The 18,556-nt window shown below is 65.0% G+C and carries 13 protein-coding genes and 1 tRNA gene; 4 read left to right on the forward strand and 10 right to left on the reverse strand.

What is annotated here, in order from left to right:
* Nucleotides 1-12 precede the first annotated feature (12 nt).
* Genes ACOQOP_RS04630 through ACOQOP_RS04650 form a run of 5 tightly spaced genes read right to left on the reverse strand, consistent with a single transcriptional unit; the run spans nt 13 to nt 5,686 of the window.
* Nucleotides 13-1,107 (reverse strand): c-type cytochrome, encoded by a 1,095-nt coding sequence (locus ACOQOP_RS04630; protein WP_420565152.1) that lies wholly within the window; start codon nt 1,105-1,107, stop codon nt 13-15.
* Entirely contained in the window at nt 1,104-1,718 is a 615-nt protein-coding gene (locus ACOQOP_RS04635; protein ID WP_420565153.1) for a cytochrome c oxidase assembly protein, read from the reverse strand. The genes ACOQOP_RS04630 and ACOQOP_RS04635 overlap by 4 nt, the downstream gene beginning before the upstream one ends.
* On the reverse strand, nt 1,715-2,125 hold the full coding sequence (locus tag ACOQOP_RS04640; protein WP_420565154.1) for a hypothetical protein: 411 nt from the start codon (nt 2,123-2,125) through the stop codon (nt 1,715-1,717). The genes ACOQOP_RS04635 and ACOQOP_RS04640 overlap by 4 nt, the downstream gene beginning before the upstream one ends.
* Before the next feature lies 1 nt (nt 2,126).
* Entirely contained in the window at nt 2,127-4,739 is a 2,613-nt protein-coding gene (gene ctaD / locus ACOQOP_RS04645; protein ID WP_420565155.1) for a cytochrome c oxidase subunit I, read from the reverse strand.
* A complete protein-coding gene (locus ACOQOP_RS04650; RefSeq protein ID WP_420565156.1) occupies nt 4,739-5,686 on the reverse strand; it encodes a cytochrome c oxidase subunit II in 948 nt (315 codons plus the stop codon). The genes ctaD and ACOQOP_RS04650 overlap by 1 nt, the downstream gene beginning before the upstream one ends.
* A gap of 381 nt (nt 5,687-6,067) precedes the next feature.
* Between ACOQOP_RS04650 and ACOQOP_RS04655 the strand changes: the two genes are divergently transcribed.
* On the forward strand, nt 6,068-6,607 hold the full coding sequence (locus ACOQOP_RS04655; protein ID WP_420565157.1) for a superoxide dismutase family protein: 540 nt from the start codon (nt 6,068-6,070) through the stop codon (nt 6,605-6,607).
* A 70-nt stretch (nt 6,608-6,677) separates the two neighbouring features.
* Here the strand turns inward: ACOQOP_RS04655 and ACOQOP_RS04660 are convergent, their stop codons facing one another.
* Both ACOQOP_RS04660 and ACOQOP_RS04665 read right to left on the reverse strand, forming a co-directional pair.
* Complete coding sequence (locus tag ACOQOP_RS04660) at nt 6,678-7,775, reverse strand: HD-GYP domain-containing protein (protein WP_420565158.1); 1,098 nt, start codon at nt 7,773-7,775, stop codon at nt 6,678-6,680.
* Nucleotides 7,772-11,233 (reverse strand): response regulator, encoded by a 3,462-nt coding sequence (locus tag ACOQOP_RS04665; RefSeq protein WP_420565159.1) that lies wholly within the window; start codon nt 11,231-11,233, stop codon nt 7,772-7,774. The genes ACOQOP_RS04660 and ACOQOP_RS04665 overlap by 4 nt, the downstream gene beginning before the upstream one ends.
* A gap of 487 nt (nt 11,234-11,720) precedes the next feature.
* On the opposite strand from ACOQOP_RS04665, the gene ACOQOP_RS04670 reads away from it, so the two are divergent.
* On the forward strand, nt 11,721-13,214 hold the full coding sequence (locus tag ACOQOP_RS04670) for a DUF6538 domain-containing protein (RefSeq protein WP_420565160.1): 1,494 nt from the start codon (nt 11,721-11,723) through the stop codon (nt 13,212-13,214).
* A gap of 707 nt (nt 13,215-13,921) precedes the next feature.
* Here the strand turns inward: ACOQOP_RS04670 and ACOQOP_RS04675 are convergent.
* Together ACOQOP_RS04675 and ACOQOP_RS04680 are read right to left on the reverse strand one after the other, a co-directional pair.
* The gene (locus ACOQOP_RS04675) at nt 13,922-14,068 is read right to left on the reverse strand and encodes a hypothetical protein (RefSeq protein ID WP_420565161.1); all 147 of its coding nucleotides are present in this window, start codon (nt 14,066-14,068) and stop codon (nt 13,922-13,924) included.
* 162 nt (nt 14,069-14,230) lie between these two features.
* Entirely contained in the window at nt 14,231-14,767 is a 537-nt protein-coding gene (locus tag ACOQOP_RS04680) for a recombinase family protein (RefSeq protein WP_420565162.1), read from the reverse strand.
* 634 nt (nt 14,768-15,401) lie between these two features.
* On the opposite strand from ACOQOP_RS04680, the gene ACOQOP_RS04685 reads away from it, so the two are divergent.
* Together ACOQOP_RS04685 and ACOQOP_RS04690 are read left to right on the forward strand one after the other, a co-directional pair.
* Nucleotides 15,402-16,466: a type I restriction endonuclease gene (locus tag ACOQOP_RS04685; protein WP_420565163.1), complete on the forward strand. Its 1,065-nt coding sequence runs from the start codon at nt 15,402-15,404 to the stop codon at nt 16,464-16,466.
* 37 nt (nt 16,467-16,503) lie between these two features.
* Nucleotides 16,504-17,217 carry a hypothetical protein gene (locus ACOQOP_RS04690; RefSeq protein ID WP_420565164.1) on the forward strand — a complete coding sequence of 238 codons (714 nt, stop codon included), beginning with the start codon at nt 16,504-16,506 and terminating at the stop codon, nt 17,215-17,217.
* Nucleotides 17,218-18,398: 1,181 nt separating this feature from the next.
* Here ACOQOP_RS04690 and ACOQOP_RS04695 read toward each other — a convergent pair.
* Nucleotides 18,399-18,472 (reverse strand) — tRNA-Gln (locus tag ACOQOP_RS04695).
* Between the last annotated feature and the right edge of the window lie 84 nt (nt 18,473-18,556).

Here is an 18,556-nt window from a genome sequence, read left to right on the forward strand (position 1 = left end):
CCGCCGGCCCCCTCAGCGCGCCTCTCCCGGCTTGAGCGAAGCATAATACGCCGCCAGGGCGCGCAGCTCGCCGTCGGTGAGATCTTTGGCCGCCTGATGCATCAGGTGGGCGCGGGACGTGCCGCCCCGCTCCCCGTCGCGCCAGAGTTCAAGTTGGCGCAGCAGGTAAGGTTCCGGCTGGCCGGCGAGACGGGGAAACAGCGCCGACAGCCGATCCGGCCAGGGACCATGGCAGGCGCTGCAGGCCGGCACGTCGGCGCTGGCCGCCGAGCCCATGGCGAGGTCCCGGCCCAGGGTGATGTGATCCCGCTTACCGCCCGGCTCGGAGTCCGACTGAGGGTCCGAGGCCGGGGAGGGCTGCTGCGCGCCGTAGAACCGGGCGAGACGGGCGTCGCCGGTGGCGTCCAGGGTCGAGGCCGCGTGGTGCATGATCCCGTTCTGCCGCGCCCCGGTGCGATAGGCGGTCAGGGACGCCGCGATATAGGCCTCGCCCAGGATGTCGAGACGGGGCACCTGGGCGTTGCCGCGGCCGCGCCCATCGGCGCCATGGCAGGACGCGCAGTAGGCGACATCAGCCCCGGCCGCGTCGGCGGGGAGCTCGGGTGGCGCCACCAACTCCTCGTATTCGGCGAGGGTCATCTCCGGAACCCGAGTCAGAAAGGCGACCACCGGCCAGACGTCGTCGTCGCGGGTACGGGTCGGCCAGGCCGGCATGCCGCTCATCTTCACGCCGTGCTTCACGATCCAGAACAGGTGCTGCGGCTCCCAGTCGGCGACCGCCTCCTTGATCGGCGGCGGGGCTGGAAGCATGGACAGCATCGTCGCGGTGCGTCCCTCGTCCGGACCGGCATGGCAGACACGGCAGGCGCCGTCGTAATGGCGGGCACCCAGTGCGACCAGATCCGGATCGGACAGGTCGGGCACCGCGTCGGCCGGCGGGGCGCGCAGCTCCACCGCGTTGCGGAAGGTGGTGTGCAGCACCCAGGACACGCCGGGCAGGTGGCCGCTGCGGGCAGACACGTTGAACAGGCCGAGCCAGACGACCAGCACCGCGCCGATCGCGGCGATGCCGGCCAGGATCGCGGTATGGATCAGGAAGCGCCTCATGGTCCGACGCCCTCGCGGCTACGGCGCAGTCGGGGCGTGTCGGACAGCAGGTCGCGGGCGACGAGGACCAGGCCCGCGATCAGATAGATCGGCGTCCCGACGGCGAGCATGATCATGCCGCCCACCTGCTGATCCGCCGCTCCGCCGCAGATCTCCGACGGATAGATCGCCCGCGTCCCGAAGATCAGCAGCGCCCCCAGCAGGGTCATGTGCATGGAGGTCAGCAGCAGGCCGACAGGGCCGGCCAGCGACAGGGTCGGCCGCAGCACCGCCACCCAGACCAGCACCCCGGCGCCGAGATAGGAGGCCTGCTCAAGGGCGAACCAGAGAAGCGAGGTCTGGGCGGCCGCGTGGGCGGCGGGGAGATGCCAACCCCAGACGGCGACGAACTCGACGATCACGGCCACCATGGGCGAGACATGCCGGGCGAACCGGCTCACGGCGAGCGGAACGGCGACCAGCGGTGCGGCGATCGCGACCACGGCGATGTGGCGCGCCATGTGATCGGCGAAGGACCAGGGCCAGGCGACCGGCGGCGTGATCCAGGCGAGCGCGCAGACGGCGAGGCCGGCGGCCAGGCAGAGCGAGGGGAGGGCGGCCGGTCGCGTCATACGCATCCCTCCACGAACAGCGCCGGGAGCGACACGTACAGCACGCCGACGAGGGACAGGCAGGCCAGCAGGAAGGAGGCGTGGCCGAGGAATTCGTGGCGATGTTCCGTCACCGGCTTGTGGTGCACATAGTCGCGATCGTCCAGGAAGTCCCACTGGCGCCAGGAGCGCCAGGCGATCCAGCCGATCGCCGCCAGAGCGACCACCGTCGTCCCGCCGATCACGGCGCGCAGCAGCGACCCGTCCTGCGCGACGGTCTCCAGCTTCGCGCAGACCACCGCGGTCGCCGCGTAGCAGATGACGAAATGCAGCGCCCAGATCGTCGGGCCGAGCGCGATCAGCCACAGGCTGCTCTGCTCCTCGGAGAAGGTCTTGAGTTCGGTCTGTTCCTCCCGGTGCTGCGCCATGTCAGACCATCCCCGGCAACAGGCCGACGACCGCGGCCGAGACCAGGACCGTCGCCAGCATGAAGTTCCAGAAGAGCGAGACGTTCCACAGGTCGGCGTCGTAATCCGGCGTCAGCTTCCCGAACAGGCTGCCGGCCAGGCAGTAGAGCTGCATGACGCAGCCGGCCGACACGTGCACCGCCGTCCAGACCAGGATTGCCCAGATCGTGGCCGGATAGACATGGGAGGTGGGATCGAGCCCGTTGGTATGGGCCGAGCACAGCATGGCGGCGGTACCGACGACCGTGAGCGTGGCGGCGCTTGCCAGCGACAGCCGTGCCGTGCCGACCTGCCGCGCGCGGTTGGCGTGCCTGGCATAGCGGGTCAGTGCCCAGGAGGCGGTGAGGGCGGCCGCCCCACCCCAGACCCAGATGCCCGCCGCATGGACCGTGCCGTCCGGCGGGAAGTCGGCGCTGGCGGTCCAGAAATAGAAGAAGCCGAAGATCAGGCTGGCGAAGGCCGTGGCGTCGGCGAGCATGGTGATCCACACGCCCCACCAGCCGGGTGCCGCCGGACCGGAGACATAGATCGGCACGGTCAGGCCCAGGCCGATCTCCTTCTCCGTCTTCTCCGGCGGCCGGGCCGTGCCGGTCCACAGCCACCAGATCACGCAGGCGATCGCCAGCACGCCGCAGACCATGGCCGGCGGGTACCAGTGGAAGGTCGGGAAGATGAACGCGCCGCCGGTGAACAGGGCGGCGAAATGGGTGATCCAGGTCGGCCCGCCAACCCGCAGGCACTGCACCGGCACCGCGTCGAGCACGGTGGTCACCAGGGTCTCGCGCTTGCCCTCCTCGGCGTCGGGCAGGTAGTAGCGGCCGGCATCCATCCGCTCGACGATCTTCGGCTGATCCCACAGCGGATAGCGGCTCTCGATATAGGGGATCGAGCGCACGCCCCAGGCTTGGTCGGGGATGTCGTGCGACCATTCCAGGGTGCCGCCGTTCCACGGGTTGCGCGCCGTGTAGGGCTGGCGGCGCTTGGGCCGGATCAGGTCCCAGGCGAAGACCAGGAACCCGGCGGCGACGATGAAGGCGCCGACCGTGGAGATCAGGTTCGGCAGGTCCCAGCCGATATCGCCCGGATAGGTGTAGACCCGGCGCGGCATGCCCATCAGGCCGGCGAAATGCATCGGCATGAAGGTGATGTTGAAGCCGACGAAGGACAGCCAGAAGGCCCAGCGCCCGAGCCTCGGCGACATCTGCTTCTTGGTGAAGAACGGGTAGAAGTAATAGACCCCGGCCATCACCGGGAACACCATCCCGCCGAAGATCGTGTAGTGCAGATGGGCAACGATGAAATAGGTGTCGTGTACCTGCCAGTCCATCGGCGCCAGGGCCAGCATCACCCCGGTCAGCCCGCCCGCCGTGAAGATCGCCAGGGACCCGGCGATGTAGAGCATCGGCACGCTCCAGGTCACCCGGCCGACCATCAGCGTGGCGAGGAAGGCGAAGATCTGAACGCCGGTCGGGATCACCACCGCCTCCGAGGCGGCGGAGAAGAAGCCGAGGGACAGGGCCGGCAGCCCTGTGGTGAACATGTGGTGGGCCCACAGCCCGAAGGACAGGAAGCCGGTCCCCACCGCCGACAGCACGATCCAGGAATAGCCGAAGATCGGGCGCTGGGCCGCCGTCGGGATCACCATGGCGGCGATCGCGATCGACGGCAGGAAGATGATGTAGACCTCTGGATGGCCGAAGATCCAGAACAGGTGCTGCCACAGCATCGGGTCGCCACCACGCTCCGGATCGAAGAACGGCCAGTCGAAGCTGCGTTCCAGCTCGAACAGGAAATCGCCGGCGATCAGCGGCGGGAAGGCGAACAGGATCATCCCACCGACGACCAGGACGTACCAGGCATAGAGCGGCATCAGGTTGATCCGCATCCCCGGCGGCCGGCACTTCAGCGCGCCGACGATCAGCTCGACGGCGGCGGCGATGGAGGCGACCTCGATGAAGGACAGGCCGAGCAGCCAGATATCGGCCCCCACCCCCTCGCTCTTGGTGGCGAGCGGCGGATACATGAACCAGCCCGAATTCGGACCCACGCCGAACAGCACCGACCCCAGCACGAAGATCCCGCCGATGAGAAAGCACCAGTAACCATAGGCCGAGAGCCGCGGGAATGGCATGTCCCGGGCGCCGAGGAAAGCCGGCAGCAGCAGGATCGAGATCGCCTCGAACATCGGCACGGCGAACAGGAACATCATCGCCGAGCCGTGCATCGTGAAGAACTGGTTGAAGGTGTCGGCCGGCAGGAAGTCGTTCTCCGGCACGGCCAGCTGCACGCGGATCAGCAGGGCCAGCACCCCGGCGCAGAGCATGAAGAAGAAGGCGGTCAGCGAGTACCAGGCGCCGACCTCCGAGTTGTTCACCGCCGACCAGTAGCGCCAGCCGGTCGGCGTCTCCCAGGCCTTGCGCAGCCGGTCGGCCGAGGCCTTGGCGAAATCCGGGTCGACCGGCGTGTCCAGCATCTCCTCGGTCGGCGGATAGGCGTCGCCATGGGCCTCGGCGGCGTCCCGCGGCTCGTCGCGGCCGCCCGGGTTGGGGCCGGGATGCGCGGTCGTGTCGGTCATCACCGCAGCCCCTTCAGATAGGTCGCGAGATCGAGCAGGTCCTGTTCCGGCAGATCCCGGTAGGTGGGCATCCGCACATCCGGCTTGATGTGGTCCGTGCGGGCGAGCCACTGGCCGAACGCCTCCGCACTTGCCGGCAGCGTGCCGGCGCCGATGGTGCGCCGGCCGCCCACATGGGTCAGGTCCGGGCCGAGCCTGCCCCGGGCCGGCGTTCCGCGCACCGCGTGGCAGGCGCCGCAACCCTCGGCCAGGAACACCTCGCGCCCGCGCGCGGCGGCGGCATCGGCGGGCTCGGCGGCATCCGCGCGTTCCTTCGCCAGCCAGGCTTCGAACTCCTGCGGCGGCAGGACGACCACCGGAAACGCCATCAGCGCGTGGCTGGTGCCGCAGAACTCTGCGCACTGCCCGCGGAACTCCCCGGTTCGGGTCGGCTCCACCGCCATGCGGGTCTCGCGGCCCGGGAACATGTCCATCTTGCCGGCCAGGTTCGGCACCCAGAACGAGTGGATGACCTTGGCGGCTCCGAGCTTGATCTCGGTGCGCGCGCCCACCGGCAGGCGCAGCTCGTTGGCCGAAACCACGGGTGCGCTGCCGTCCGCCGGCAGGTATTCGACGCGCCACCACCACTGTTCGCCGGTCACCCGCACGGTCAGGCCGTCACCGGGCGCGCGCTGGTCCGGCATGATGGACAGGCCGTAGGACAGCAGGACGGCCAGCAGGACCGTGGGGAAGGCGATGCCGGCGCCGATGATCACCGCCTCGCCGATCTTGTGTGAGACGGGGCGGATCCGCATCCGCGAGACATAGAAGAAGGTGCCGTTCAGCAGGATCCAGAGCACGACCGCACCGGACACCAGTATCCAGAACAGATGCGCCAGCACCTCGGCATCGGTGCCGGCAGGGTCGAGAACGGACTGAACCCCCGTGCAGCCGCCCAGGCCGAGCAAGCAGGTCGCTGCCCCGGCGCCTCGAGCCCCGTGGCGCGCCCTCAAGGCGATGCCCATCCGCCGGAAGGCGAAGCGCAGAAGGCCGGGGCGTCTGGCGGTGTCATCGGGGCCTCTGAGCAAGCGTGCGGTACCGGCGCCGCCCGCGGACCCGGAACCCGGCCGGAGGGCGACAGGAACGCAACGCCCCACGCGGGCGCGGGTTCCGCGTGACCGCGAGGTTTTCTCAGCAGCCGCTGTCGGCAGCGTCTCCTTTCACGGAACCAAAGGTTTCCGCCGTTGTTCCCCGATCAGTAGTTCCCGGGCTCCGTGACGGCTTGTGACGCAGTCGGCTGTCACGGATCCGGGCCAAGGGGGCGGGACGAGCAGAAGGAAAGAGATCTCATGACGGGTTCACTCCCGACGATCCTCGGCACCGCAATCCTGGCCCTGGCCATCCCCCTGTCAGCGACCCAGGCGGCCGAACCGGTCGCCACGGCCAGGCTGATCGATCTGGAAGGGCGCAGCGCCGGCACGGTCGAGTTCACCGACACGCCGTCCGGCCTGATGCTGGTCAAGGTCTCCGCCGAGGGCGTGTCGGCCGGCCGGCACGGGTTCCACATTCACGAGACCGGACAATGCGACCCGGCGACGGGCTTCAAGTCGGCCGGCGGGCATCTGGCCGGCGACAAGTCCCACGGCGTGCTCTCCGAGGACGGCCCGCATCCGGGCGATCTGCCGAACGTGACGGTCGGCGAGGATGGCCGGATGGACGCCGAGTTCTTCGTCAGCCGGCTGTCCGTCGAGGGCGGCTGGTTCGAGGCTCGGGGGCTGTTCGATGAGGACGGCTCGGCCGTGATGGTCCATTCGGGGCCGGACGACTATACCTCGCAGCCCTCCGGCGCGGCCGGTGACCGGGTCCTTTGCGGCGTGATCGAACAGTAGGGAATGGTAAGACTGGGGCGTATCGGGCCTTTCCGGCCCGATGCGATCCGTCCCGGTCCCGGCGTGGTACTCAATCGGCGAAGGACCGGGAGATCTCGCGCATCTGGTCGGCGACCGTGAGGAAGGCGTCGACCACGTCGGGATCGAACTGGGTCCCACGGCCGCCCGCGATCTCCTGAAGCGCCACCTCATGCGGGAAGGCGGGCTTGTACACCCGTTCCGAAATCAGCGCGTCGTAGACATCGGCCACGGTCATGATCCGGCCCGACAGGGGGATCGCCTCGCCGGCCAGGCCCTGGGGATAGCCGGTCCCGTCCCACCGTTCGTGATGGGTCAGCGCGATCTCCTTGGCATATCGCAGGAAGGACATATCGGTGTTGTGCAGGCTGCGCTCGGCGGATTTGAGCGCCTCGAAGCCGACCACCGTATGGGACTTCATCACGGCGAACTCTTCTTCCGTCAGGCGGCCCGGCTTCAGAAGGATCGAGTCCGGGATGCCGACCTTGCCGATGTCGTGCAGGGCGGCGGAGCGGTAGAGCAGATCGACGGTCTCCGGTTCCAGAACGTCCTGGTATTTCGGCAGGGCGGCCATGGCCTTGGCCAGCGCGCCGACATAGTGCTGCGTGCGCCGGATGTGGTTGCCGGTCTCGTTATCGCGGGTCTCGGCCAGCGAGGCCATGGCCACGATCGCCGCGTCGCGGATCGCGCGCACGTCCCGGGTGCGGCGCTCGACCTCCTCCTCCAGAAACGCATTGTGGTTCCGCAGCACGTCGTTCGCCTGTTTGAGCTGCAGGTGGTTGCGGACCCGGGCGATCACGATCGGCGGACTGATCGGCTTGGTGATGTAGTCGACCGCGCCGAGCTCCAGGCCGAACTGCTCGTCCACCTGGTCGGTCCGGGCCGTCAGGAACACCACGGGAATATCCTTGCTGCCCGGGTCGGCCTTGAGCTGGCGGCAGACCTCGTAGCCGTCCATCACCGGCATCATCACGTCCAGCAGGATGAGATCCGGCTGCGGGTCGGACCGGGCGATCGCCAGCGCGCGCTCGCCGCCATTGGCCACCCGCACACGGTAGGTGTCCTTCAGCAGCCCGCTCATCAGGCTCAGGTTGTCGGGCGTATCGTCGACGACAAGAACGGTTCGCCGGGCGTCGGCGGTGGAGGTCATGGGGCGGCCCCTTCGCGCTGGGCGTCTGCTGCCTGCGCGCAGAGGCGGCGGGCGGTGTCGAAATCGAATTCCTGAACCGCCTTGGCCAGCGGCCCATAGAGCCGGTCGCCGATGCCGGCGCGCAGCGTCGCCCCCTCGGTGGAGAGCAGGTCCAGGGCTTCGGCGTCGTCCTCCTCCAGTAGGGCGTGCAGCCGGGCGAGCAGCGCGCCGATCTCGGCCGCGCTGACGGCGGAGGAGGGTAGGTCGGTCGGGGCCGAGGGTTGGGTCAGCGCGCGGATGCCGTCGAGGACGGGCGGGAGCAGGCTGCGCAGGGCGTCGATCAGCGGCGCGATCTCGTGCGCGGGGCGGCTCGCCTGGATGGCCTTCTCGATTGCCTCGGCCCGGCCGGCGATCTCGGCGGCACCGATGTTTCCGGCGACGGCCCGAGCGGTATGCGCCTCGCGCTCGGCGGCCGCCATGTCGCCGGCGGCGACCAGCCCCGCGATCCGGTCGGCCACATCGGCCTGTCCGTCGGCATAGCGCTGCAGCATCTCGAGATAGCGCTCCCGGCGGCCCAGGACCCGGCGCAATCCGGCCTCGGCGTCGACAGAGGCGTGGACGAACGGGACGCCCTGGTCGCCGTCAGCGGGCTCTTCGACCGCGGGATCGTCGGCCGGTGCGGCGCCGATCCAGCGCGACAGGACAGCGTAGAGGTCGTCCGGGTCGATCGGCTTGGCCACGTGGTCGTTCATGCCGGCTTCCAGGCAGCGCTCCCGGTCGCCGGACATGGCATTGGCCGTCATGGCGATGATCGGCAGGTCGCTCTCTGGCGCCCGGCGTCGGTACTCGCGCGCGGCGGTGTAGCCGTCCATCACCGGCATCTGCACGTCCATCAGGACGGCGTCGTAGGCCCTGTCGGCCATTGCGTCGAGGGCCAGGGCGCCGTTCTCCACCGTATCGACGCTCAGGCCGACCGATTCCAGAAGGTCGATGGCCACGTCGCGGTTCAGGTCATTGTCCTCGACCACCAGGACGCGGCGGCCTTCCATGGTCAGCCGTTCGATCGGGGTGGTGATATCCCGGGCCAGGCCGGCTTCCTCGGCGATCCCGGAGCGGTGGCGCAGGACGCGCACGACGGAGTCGAAGAGTTGCGAGGGGTTCAGCGGCTTGATGAGGATGTCGTCCACATCGGCGGTCTCGGCCTCGCGCAGGACGTCCTCGCGCCCATAGGCCGTCACCAGCACATAGGCCGGTGCCGGTTGGTCGGAGACGAGCTCCTTCATGGTCCGGATCGCCTGGATGCCGTCCATGCCCGGCATGCGCCAGTCGACGAACACGGCGTCATAGCCGGGATGGGCGCGGATCTGCGCGATGCCTTCCGGGCCACTGGCGGAGGCATCGACCTTGAACGTCATCGACCGCAGCATGTCGCAGAGGGCCTGACGGGCCGACGGATTATCCTCGACCACCAGCGCCCGGCAGCCGCGCAGGGTCGGCTCCGGCAGCAGGACTGTCGAGTCCTTGCTGTTCTTCTTCAGCGGCACGTCCAGCCAGAACCGGCTGCCCTCGCCGAAGGTGCTCTCGACCCCGACCTGTCCGCCCATGAGTTCGGCCAGCCGTCGCGAGATGGCGAGGCCGAGGCCGGTGCCGCCGAACCGGCGGGTGGTGGATTCGTCGGCCTGCTGGAACGACTGGAACAGGCGGCTCTGCTGCTCCTCCGTGATGCCGATGCCGGTATCGCGCACGGTGAAGCGCAGGCGCACGCCGTCGGCGGTATCCTCCAGCAGCGCCACGCTGACCTCGATCTCGCCGGCCTCGGTGAACTTGACCGCGTTGTTGGCGAAATTGATCAGGATCTGGCTCAGGCGCAGCGGGTCGCCGCAATAGTGCCGGGGAATGTCCAGCGGCACGTCGAACACCAGCTCCAGGCCCTGGGACGAGGCCCGTTCCGACACCACCGAGGCGATGCTCTCCAGCACCTCGTCCAGGTCGAACGCGGTCTGCTCCAGGGTGAGCTGGCCCGCCTCGATTTTGGAGAAGTCCAGGATGTCGTTGATGATCTTCAGCAGGTGGCGGCCGGACTGGTGGATCTTGCGGGCGTATTCCGCCTGCATCCGGTCCAGGTCCGTCTTCTGCAGCAGGTGGGCCATGCCGATGATCGGGTTCAGCGGCGTGCGGATCTCGTGGCTCATGTTGGCCAGGAACATCGATTTTGCGCGGCTCGCCGCGTCCGCCTGCTCGCGGGCGCGGACCAGTTCGTCGAGAATGCGTTTGCGCTCGGTGATGTCCCGCAGGATGCCGGTGAACAGCGTGCGGCCGTCGACCTCGGCTCGGCTGATATTGAGCTCCAGCGGCACCGGGGAGCCGTCGCGCCGACGGCCTTCCACCTCGCGCCCGATGCCGATGATCTTGGCGTCGCCGGTGTGCAGATAGGTGTCGATATGGTTGTCGTGGTTCCGGGCGACCTCGGACGGCATGATCAGGGTGACGTTCCGGCCGATGGCCTCCTCGGCGCTGTAGCCGAAGATGGTGGTCGCACCGGGCGACCAGTGGACGATGGTGCCGGACTCCTCGATCGTGATGATCGCTTCCTGCACGTTGTCGATGATGGTCTGCAGCCGGGTGTGGCCGGCGCGCGCCTCCTGCTCCAGCGTCGCCGTGCGGGCCATCTCCTCGCGCAGGTGCAGCGCCGTGTCGAACTGCCGTCCGGCGAAGGACGCCGCCAGGGTCGCGATGCCGAAGCACACGATCAGCAGCGTGATCACGGTCGCCATCACGGCGGGCTCGAACGCGCTGGTGACCGTCTGGTCGCCCGGCAGCGGGAAGAACAGGGCGGCCTGCATCGCGGTGTAGTGCATGCCGGCGACGCTGCAGCCCATGATGGCGGCGGCCAGCGGGACGGCGAGGGGGCGCAGCACGGCACTGCGCCGCAGCAGGACCAGGGCGCTGAGGGAGATGAAGGCCAGGACCACGGCGACGACCACCGAGACCCCGACCATGACCGCGTCATAGTTCAGCACCGCAGGCAGCCGCATGGCGGCCATCCCGGAATAGTGCATCGCGCCGATGCCGGCTCCCATCAGGCAGGCGCCGCCGGTCAGGCCGGCGAGGCTGGCCGAGCTGCCCCGGCTGATCACCCACAGCGCCGTGCCGCTGGCGATCATGCCGGGGATCATCGAGCCGAGGGTGACGAGCGGGTCGTAGGCGATGCCGCAGGGCAGGGAGAAGGCGAGCATGCCGACGAAATGCATGCCCCAAATGCCGCCCCCCATGCAGCCGCCGCCGGCCACCAGCCAGGCGACGCGTCCGCCGGTGCTGCCCACCGCGGAGACCCGCTCCGAGGTCGACAGCGCGACCGTCGCGGCGAGGATGGCGATGAACACCGACAGCCCGACGAGCCCGGGGCTGTAGGTCCCCGGGAGGGCTGCGGCAGGGTCGAAGATGGACTGGGCCGGGAGAAGGAGCCGGTCTAGTTGCATTACGTCGTCAATCTGCCTTGGCTCTCTGTCGCCCGGTACGGGAGTATGCGGTGGGCGAGCGGTCTGGGAAAAGTCGTAAACTGAAGCGCCTGTCGGCGTCTGGATAAGCGTCTCGCGTGGTCGTTGAACGGGCTCGGGCGTCTCTGGGCCCGGGACGGCCAACTCCGCTCTTTTACGAATGGAAGGTTAATTTTCCCTTGCGGAGGGCGGGTTTCTCCAGCCGGCGGCAGGGGGCTCCGTCATTTCCGTATTCCGACCCGACCGCCCGTCGGCATCCCAAGGACCGGCCGTTCCGTCGCGAACGCGCCTGACGGCCACGAAGAGCCCATGCTGGGCAGCGACCGCTCTGATGTGGAGTTTTTTGGGAGAGAAGTGGCTGGGGGACCTGGAGCCTCACTTGAACACCACCTAAGCGTCTGTTAGGGCTGAACCTATAGACACATCAAATGCTTAGGGCCGCCGACATGTACCGGCGTGATGTACCAACATGGTCGACAAGAGCTACCTTAAGAGACGCGGCCACGTGTGGTGTGTGCGTGTCCCCGTTCCGGCGGATCTGCGATCTGCGCTCGGGAAGTCCGAGTACGTGCGATCCCTCCAGACGTCTGACGTGCGCGAGGCAAGCAGGCTGAAGCACAGCCACCTCGCAGCATGGAAGGACCATTTCGAGAACGTGCGAGAGGGCGGGCAGGAGCGGACGCCCCCAACGCCCCGACTCTCCAAGAAGGACATCTACCGAGAAGCCCGGTCCGACTACCGGGATAGGGCGCTACCTGCGTCGGGTGACGACCTGTCTCTGGTCGACATTGAGATCGACGGGATCGTCGAGCAGGCGGTCAAGCGGGCCGGTGTGTCGGACCCTGAAGAACTCGACAAACTGCCGGATGACCTACAAGCCCAGCTGGACGCACTCCACGACTATCAGGAAGAGGCGAGGGGGACGGAGCCTCACGACAGGCCCGAGTACGGGATGTCTGTCAGCGAGGCGGCCAGGGGCTACCTTGCGAGGCTCTCGAGGGACAAGAAGACCCAGCAGACGGCGGCGCAGTACGGCTCCACGCTCAGGCTGTTCGCTGAGTTTCTGGGCGACCCGGCTGCGCGACAGCTTCGTCGGAAGCATGTTCTCGATTTCATCGAGGAGGTTGAGCGATTTGATCCGAACTGGGGACGCTCGCCGAAGACGAAGGAACGGAGTTGGGAAGAGCTTGTGCGGCATTATCAGATGCCGGACGGAGAGGTTGGTCTGTCCAACAAGACCATGAATCGGTACCTGACGGCCATCAACGGCATGTGGGTGTGGGTCCATCGTGGCGATGACGTACCACCGGCTTCAATCACCCACGGTCTCTTTCGACCAAGCAAGAAGGGAACGGAGACATACCAACCGTTCGACGATGACGAACTGAAGGCCATCTTCGGCGATCCGAGGCCCAAGATGGCGGCTCTATGGGAGATCGCCCTTGTCGCTCTCTACAGCGGTCTCCGAGTCAACGAGATCTGCTCGTTGCAGTGGGGCGACATCATTCAGATTGGGGGCGTTTGGTGCATCGACGTGAAGGCCTCAAAGTCTGACGCCGGTGTGCGCCAGGTGCCCCTTCATCCACGTCTGTCGTGGCTGCTTGAGCGGCGACGGAATGACGGGCTGCTCTGGCCGACACTTAAGCCCGGTGGGCCTGATCAGCGTCTGAGTTGGTACTTCTCCAAAGCCTTCTCAGCGTTCCGGCGACAACGCGGTGTTCGGCGCGGTGGGCTGGTGTTCCATAGCTTCCGAAAGAACGCGGTTACGTGCCTGGAGCGGGCGGGCGTTCCGGTCGATAGCGCTGCTCTGATCATTGGTCACGAGCGAGGCTTCACCTACGGCACATACAGTCCTACTGGGCTCACGACGGCCCAGAAGAAGGAGGTGGTTCAGAAGATGCAGTACCCAGCCCTGGACGGCTTCTTCGACAGATACCCTGAGTACGACGGCACGGCTTGCTAAACAGACGCCGGCCAAGAGTTTCAGCCGGCAAGGTGTGCTGCGGCCATGATTGACTGGCTTGACTAGCGATCGCGACAACAACCCAGATGAATATTTTGGGCGCGGTCTCGTGCCCAAGCCCGTTACGTCAGGTGGATTAACGGACACTCTCGAGGGACTCCAACTCGGGAGCCAGAACCACAACGGCCGTCTTTCCTGAAAACCCCCGCTAGAACGGCCGGTTCCTGACCGGCTCTCGGTGACCACGGCTGACCGGCCGGGGCTTCCCTCGCATGTGAAAACTAACCCCATACGAGGCCAAAGTGACCAAGATTGACCCGGAGACTGCCCGCTCGGCGCTGCAGAAGAACATCGACCATACCAGCACCCTCACCGACTCTTTTCCCCGCGGCAAGGGGCCGCTGAACGCTATCCGACGTGGATGTCTTGATTGCGTAGGAGGGCGGCGCGCCGAGGTGCAAAGGTGTCCGTGTACCGGCTGCGCAAGTTGGATCTATAGGTTTGGGACAGATCCGCTAAGGGGCTCAAACTAGGTTGTTTCTTACTGCTACGAACTACAACGCAGTCACCCAGAGAGCAGCTGTGACCTCTCTAGACGTACACTATAGGGGACCACTAGGAGCACCTAAGGAGGACCTCTAGTACCCCTATAGTGTATCTTTTCTCAGACCTTTGTTTCTTCGAAAGTGTCCATTAATTGACGGGGCTCAGGAAACCAGGCCTACCGGGGCACACAGGATGGCCACCAGCAGCAGGATCGACCCCCAGACCTTATAGCCTCGCGACATGAAGAACAGCCCGAGCACCAGGGGGAGGATGAAGGTGGTGACCACCACCGCGATCATGGCGTCCATGTCGTTCTCCTAGGTCCGCTTTGGGACCCCGAAGGTGGGATACCGTCAGAGATTGAGACAAGACGAAAATTGCTCGGAGTTGCGAGGTTGGGGATCGTCGTCGGCGGCGATGCGGTTTCCCCCGTACCCCTCAGGCAGCCCTGAGAGCCGCTTGGGACCCCGCTAAGCGAGGACCCGGTACACCGACGCCCGGCCGATCCCGAGCTGCTTCGCGATGGCCGTAGCGCCCATCCCTTGGCCATGCAGTTCCCTGACGCGGTCTGCATCGATAGACGGCTTGCGACCCTTGTAGACACCACGGGCCTTGGCTCGCTCAATGCCCTCAGTCTGTCGCTCCCGCCGCAGGTTGGTCTCGAACTCAGCGAACACGCCGAGCATGTCGAGGAAGCACTTGCCTGCGGCGGTGCTGGTGTCGACCGGCTGCTCGGTCGCCAGGAGGTCCACCTTCTTTGCCCTGAGGGTGCCGACAAGCTGCTGAAGGTCGCCGATGGAACGGGCGAGACGGTCGACGCGCGTGACCACGAGTGCGTCGCCCTTACGGACGAAGTCCATCGCCTCCTGCAGCTTGTCTCTGCCGGCTGTCGAGGTGCCGCTGACCTTCTCGCTGAACACCCGTTCGCATCCGGCGGCTGTGAGGGCGTCGACCTGTCCGCCTAGCTCCTGATCAATTGTACTGACGCGTGCGTACCCGACCTTCATCGATCTGCTCCACTGTCTCGTTAGCCTCTAGAGCCTAGACAATGATGTCTCATATATTTCAGATCAACCCTAAAGAGACGCGTGAGGTGTCTCATGGTGAATGTCTCGGATGCCTATACTCTATCGAGAGCATCGCTTCGCCATGTCGCCATGGGTCGGGCCAGGGCTCAGATGAAGAGGCGTACGGGCGCACTCAACAACGATATCAGAAACAGAACTACGGCTTCCGTCTTCCGCCTGCTCGCCAAAGGAAAACATCAATGGCCAGCGAAAGGACAGATACTACGATCATCGCCAAGAGTGCCGGATGCATAAGGGCCTCCACATAGCTGAACCTTGCTGCTGACGTGGAGGTTTGAACTTACGTGATCAACCCCGAAGAGCGACTGAGATGACAGTTGGCCTTAGTCGACATTGTTGGGGAACTCCATCTGCGGATCTCTTTGTCTGGCGCGTTAGATGTCCCGTCCTTTCTCTCGACCCCTGTTCTGTAGTCGCGTTGGCTGCATGCAGTGTGGGATTTCACACAATCCCCGAAACCACTTGGCTATTGATGTAAATGCCTCGCGGTGGTGTACGATCAGCGCCAAAGACAACGCAGGGCTGTTCCCTGCGGTGCGCTGAGGGGGGACAAATGACAAGCTTTGCCGATCAAATCGATGCTCTTGCGGGGCGCTCGAAGAGCCTGGAGGGAAAGCTCCAAACCGAAGAGGCGACAAAGACCGCGCTGGTCATGCCGTTCCTGCAGGCGCTCGGCTACGACATCTTCGACCCAACGGCCGTCATTCCGGAATTTACCGCAGACCACGGGATCAAAAAGGGTGAGAAAGTCGATTACGCAATTATGATCGATGGTCAGCTCACGATGCTGATCGAATGTAAGACCTATGGCGCAGATCTATCTTCCGCCGGGGCGTCACAGCTCTATCGGTATTTCTCGGTAACAGACGCCCGGATCGGAATCCTCACCAATGGCGTCGAGTACTGGTTCTACTCCGACCTCGATAAGAACAATACAATGGACAAAGAGCCATTCTTCCGTTTCGACATGGGCGACTACATTCAATCCAGTACCAAGGAACTGGAGCGCTTCCGAAAGGAGGTATTCTCGATTGAGGTCGTGCTGAACAGCGCCACTGACCTCAAGTACCGAGGCATGATCGAAGCTCAGATCCAGAAGGAGATCGAGGCGCCTTCGGATGAGTTCATCGAGATCATGGCCCGGAGAGTCTATGAAGGCCGGCGACTGACGGCGCAGGTCCGAGAGTGGTTTGGGCAGCTAGTTCAGCAGGCCATGAAGGCCACCATCCGTGCTGAGGTGAACAAGCGTCTGTCGAACGCTCTTAAGGCTGGGAATGGAGAGTACTCGGAGGTCGATGAGGCTGCTGAAGAGCCGAAAGATGAGGATGGTATCGACACCACCGAAGAGGAACTGGAGGCGTTTCAGATCGTTCGCGCCATTCTCCGAACCGAAGTTGATGTCTCCCGTATCTACATCCGAGATCAGAAGAGCTACTGCGGCATCCTGCTGGACGACAACAACCGCAAGCCCATCTGCCGACTGCACTTCAACTCCAAATCCAAGAAGCACCTTGGAGTGTTCAAGGACAAGGAAGAGACCCGGATAGAGATATCGTCGCTGGAGGACATCTTCCAACATGCGGATCGGCTTATGGAGACGGTAAGAGCATACAACTAGATTTCCGATCGGCCGTGGTGGGCGTGTGAGGTGCTTCGTGGTCACGATCTCGACGATACGACAACTAGCTTTCGGCGCTATGTCGCTATCGCTATTTGGGGCAGCGCTGTTCGTTATCCTTGAAGGAGGTGACTGGAGCGCGGCTGGTCGTGGTGTTGTGGCGCTGGTTGCCGGTTCCTTCTGTGCTCTCGTTGCGTTTCTTGATCGGTTTCAATCTCTCGAAGTTTCTCCTAACCAGTTAAGGGCTACCATTCGTGAAGCTGAGCAGGTGGTGTCCGAAGCTCAGGCGACGCTACAACAGGTTCATGTGCTGGCTGAGACATTCTCTGCCATCATAATCAACGCACTGTCGGGCGTCGGTCGGCATGATGGTATACCCCCACGTGTCATCGAAGACGCCCGACGTGACATCGAGAGATCCCTAGGTGAGATTGGGCTTCCCGCCGATGCGATTGCGCGAGTTCTGCAGGCCGACTCGAAGTGGGTAGCAATCGACTACTCCAATGCAATCATCAACAAGATCCGCGCACGTGAAGATGAAGGCGGCCGCTCTAGGCTGCGCGGCGATGAGTTGATCGATCGCTGGAACAACGAGGGATTTCGCCCGTCCGCCGACGAACTCCGATCAGAACTGGCAACACTCGGGGTCGATGATCTGGATATTGTCGAGCTTCTGTCTGACTATGAACATTATGAGCGCACCTACAAACATCGTAGGCCGGATGTCTGGCTTGCTAGACTTGATTGGTAGGCGCTAGATCTCCGATCCCGCTCTTTGCGCAGTCGGCATTCTTCGTTGGGGAGGGGGTTTCAACAGCGGCTGCTGATCGATGAAGAAGAAAACGACTTCGACAACACGCATCAGAACAATCCCCGGGCGTATACCAGACGATACCTAGAGGAGGACCATGGGGTACCCATAGTAGACCTTATGTGTACCTATATGTGTTTTCTCTCGATCCTGAAGTTTCTTCGAAAGTGTCCGTTAATCGGTTCTCGCAGATGAAACGAGGCCCACCGGCGCACAGAAGGACGATCAACAGCGGTATTTGACTACCGTTTGTTGGACACTCTCGAAGGGGCCAAAACGGCGGCGGGTTGAAGACGGCACCAGCGATCGCGCCTCTCCCCACCGCCGTTGCCAGAGAGCGATCTGCGAAAACCGGCCCGCAATTCTCCATCCCTGTTTTTGTAGCGCTGAACCTTCAGGGACGCACCCGCAGCGCCCCGCCGTCGCGCCTTTGGTCAATTTCCGGACGCCCTCGGAGAGACCCTCCGCATATTGGCACCCGCAGCGGCTCGCTGGCCCCCAGGTAGGGAGGCACCGGGCTATGTGCGCGTGCTCCCAAAACCCCCGAATGGAGGCACGGAATTGACTAAGGTGACGCGATCTGAAGCCCGTGCGTCGATTGACGCAAACCTCGTTCACACCGCCACGCTGGTTGGGGCGTTCCCTAAGGGCGCCGGGGTGCTCCAGGCGATCCGCCGCAACTGCATGGACTGCACTGGCGGGCAGCCCAAGGAAGTCGCACTCTGCCCGGTGAAGCGGTGTGCGCTCTGGCCCTATCGGTTTGGCAAGAACCCGATGTACGGGAGGGAGAAATGACATCAGCGACGACCGGGGAGTATCCCGACCTCGACCTCTACACGGTGGCGGAGTTCGGTGAGTTGATCAGCGATTTGACGCTTGACCAGCAGGCTACTGCCAGGGCTGACCGGGCCAGGGCGCTGAGCGAGATAGCCTTAGAAGACTTCAGTCGGCCCAAGGGTCCGTATGGGTGGACTAGGGGCGGCTGAGCCTCGGTGAGATCGGAAGCGGGGCGTGCCCAATAGCGGGTGCATCCTGCTTTTTCGCGCCGCGCCAGAGAAATGTACCACTCGCCTGTACCGGTACATCCAGCAAGTGCTTGGAATATTTCGAAGAAAAGGAAGTGGCTGGGGGACCTGGATTCGAACCAGGGTTGACGGAGTCAGAGTCCGTAGTCCTACCGCTAGACGATCCCCCAGCAGGACCGGGAGGGCCTGTGTCCGTGGACCCGGGCGCTCCCTCGCGGTGAGCCGGGCTTCTAACACAGCCCGGTGCCAGGATG

It is taken from the genome of Thalassobaculum sp., from assembly GCF_965223715.1.
Lineage (GTDB): Bacteria > Pseudomonadota > Alphaproteobacteria > Thalassobaculales > Thalassobaculaceae > Thalassobaculum.

Excerpts from the sequence above, each read along its gene's own strand:
- ACOQOP_RS04635 (WP_420565153.1), bottom strand. The coding sequence starts at position 1,718 with ATGACGCGACCGGCCGCCCTCCCCTCGCTCTGCCTGGCCGCCGGCCTC.
- ctaD (WP_420565155.1), bottom strand. The coding sequence starts at position 4,739 with ATGACCGACACGACCGCGCATCCCGGCCCCAACCCGGGCGGCCGCGAC.
- ACOQOP_RS04660 (WP_420565158.1), bottom strand. The coding sequence starts at position 7,775 with ATGACCTCCACCGCCGACGCCCGGCGAACCGTTCTTGTCGTCGACGAT.
- ACOQOP_RS04665 (WP_420565159.1), bottom strand. The coding sequence starts at position 11,233 with ATGCAACTAGACCGGCTCCTTCTCCCGGCCCAGTCCATCTTCGACCCT.
- ACOQOP_RS04685 (WP_420565163.1), top strand. The coding sequence starts at position 15,402 with ATGACAAGCTTTGCCGATCAAATCGATGCTCTTGCGGGGCGCTCGAAG.
- ACOQOP_RS04655 (WP_420565157.1), top strand. The coding sequence starts at position 6,068 with ATGACGGGTTCACTCCCGACGATCCTCGGCACCGCAATCCTGGCCCTG.
- ACOQOP_RS04680 (WP_420565162.1), bottom strand. The coding sequence starts at position 14,767 with ATGAAGGTCGGGTACGCACGCGTCAGTACAATTGATCAGGAGCTAGGC.
- ACOQOP_RS04630 (WP_420565152.1), bottom strand. The coding sequence starts at position 1,107 with ATGAGGCGCTTCCTGATCCATACCGCGATCCTGGCCGGCATCGCCGCG.
- ACOQOP_RS04670 (WP_420565160.1), top strand. The coding sequence starts at position 11,721 with ATGGTCGACAAGAGCTACCTTAAGAGACGCGGCCACGTGTGGTGTGTG.
- ACOQOP_RS04675 (WP_420565161.1), bottom strand. The coding sequence starts at position 14,068 with ATGGACGCCATGATCGCGGTGGTGGTCACCACCTTCATCCTCCCCCTG.
- ACOQOP_RS04640 (WP_420565154.1), bottom strand. The coding sequence starts at position 2,125 with ATGGCGCAGCACCGGGAGGAACAGACCGAACTCAAGACCTTCTCCGAG.